This is a genomic window from Alkalispirochaeta alkalica DSM 8900 (assembly GCF_000373545.1).
Classification (GTDB): Bacteria; Spirochaetota; Spirochaetia; order DSM-27196; family Alkalispirochaetaceae; genus Alkalispirochaeta; species Alkalispirochaeta alkalica.
Genome location: NZ_KB891745.1, coordinates 1 through 1517, shown reverse-complemented (window position 1 = coordinate 1517; position 1517 = coordinate 1). Strand labels below are relative to the sequence as shown.

1 protein-coding gene and 1 pseudogene are annotated in these 1517 nt (G+C 58.5%); one reads left to right on the top strand and one right to left on the bottom strand.

Going from position 1 to position 1517, the window contains the following annotated elements; translation table 11 throughout:
• Positions 1-192, top strand: a pseudogene (locus tag B071_RS17485) (phosphoribosyltransferase); the annotation flags it as partial.
• A 107-nt stretch (positions 193-299) separates the two neighbouring features.
• On the opposite strand, the gene B071_RS17480 reads toward B071_RS17485, so the two are convergent.
• On the bottom strand, positions 300-1517 hold a 1218-nt coding region (locus tag B071_RS17480; RefSeq protein ID WP_040588432.1), incomplete at its 5' end, for a hypothetical protein.

Sequence of the window (1517 nt, the reverse complement as noted above, 5' to 3'; positions counted from 1 at the left end):
ATCCGCCACTACGTGGAGGAAAAGCAGCCGATCCAGCCCGATTACTACTGCCGGAAGCACGAGATCCAGACGCCCGAGGAGGATCACTGGATTCACTACCTGAGCCACGAGCTGGTGGGGTTGCTGCCCGAGGAGATCGACCAGCAGTACCCCGACGAGCGGGTCCGGGCCGTGCTCCACGGGTTGCCTTGAAGCATGTCCGCAGCGACCAATAAAAAAGACCGCCTCCCGGGCGGTCTTTTTTATTGGTCGCAAGATCTGCCGGCCCTCTTTTGACGGCCAGATCCGGGTCTGTGGTTTTACTCCCAGACCCAGGTGGGCGATGTCCCGGTGTTATAGCTGGAGGTGCTCCAGAGGCCTTTATCATCAGTCAGGGCAAAGACGAGCCCTCCCAGCTCCATAAGTCCCGTCACGGCAGTTGAGGAGAGGTCCGCCGAACCGTAACTCCTGCTGATATCGCGGCCCGAGGTCCAGCTGACGCCGTCGAAATCGTTCAGGGGGCGGGCGTGGTAGTAGCCGTTTCGGTCCCGACTGGTAGGATTCTCGCTAGTGATTGTTCCTGCCAGGAATATCTCCCTATCTGGAAGCCAGAGGAGGCTCGCGAAGGCCCTGTTGCGGGATGCAAAGGGACTTCCCCAGCTGTCAGCATCCCAGTCGTTTAGATCTGGGACCCCTGGCAGATTCGGTGATTTATAGAGCCTGCCCGTAAGCGTGGCCGCCACGAGGAAGGTGTCACCATTGCGGGGTACGGGCTCCACAGCCCCCAGGTTTGGTGGCGGGGCTTTTATTTCCTTGATATCATCATTAGTATTCAACCGTGTTAAAGGCAGCCACCAAAGACTGTTTCTGGCGATCCAGAGGTAGTCACCTGCCACAAAGGCCTTTCCCGGGGGACGAGAACTCGGGATCAGGTCGTCCCCCGGATTTTCGTACCCGACAAAGCGGTGGAGCCTGTCTTGAGGGTCGTCTTTCTGCGGGTTCACCGCCAGGTAACGTTGCTTATTGTCGCCCTCCTGCCGCATGGTGACGAGCAGCGTGTTAGGATGAGCGCCGGGATCGGGAGGGATAGCATCATTGATAGCAGCCACCCCTGTGAGTCTGGAGAGTGTGTTCTCGCTATTGTCCTCCAGATAAGAACCGCTCCCGAGAACGACCTCCCAGGAAAGTTCTCCCTCCACCCCCTCGACAGCCTTCCGGAGTGTCGTGTTCTTTCCATCCGACGAGAGAATCACGTAGACCTCGTATTGATCATCATTCTCATTCTTAATCACGGCCACGGACGACGCTTTCCTGTCCCTGGGGCTAACCCGACGCCAGGTATCGCCATTTATGGGGCGCCGGAAGAGCCCCGTGCCCGCCACCGCGTAGAAGTAGTCTCCCGAAGCGGCCATGCTGGCGATGAAGGTGTTATCCACCAGGTTATTGGACCTGATCTTTACCTCCTGCTCGATATCGGCAAAGATCCCTGTGTCCCCCCGGGTACACCCTCCGAGGGTCAGGACCAGGGCAGCCAGAAG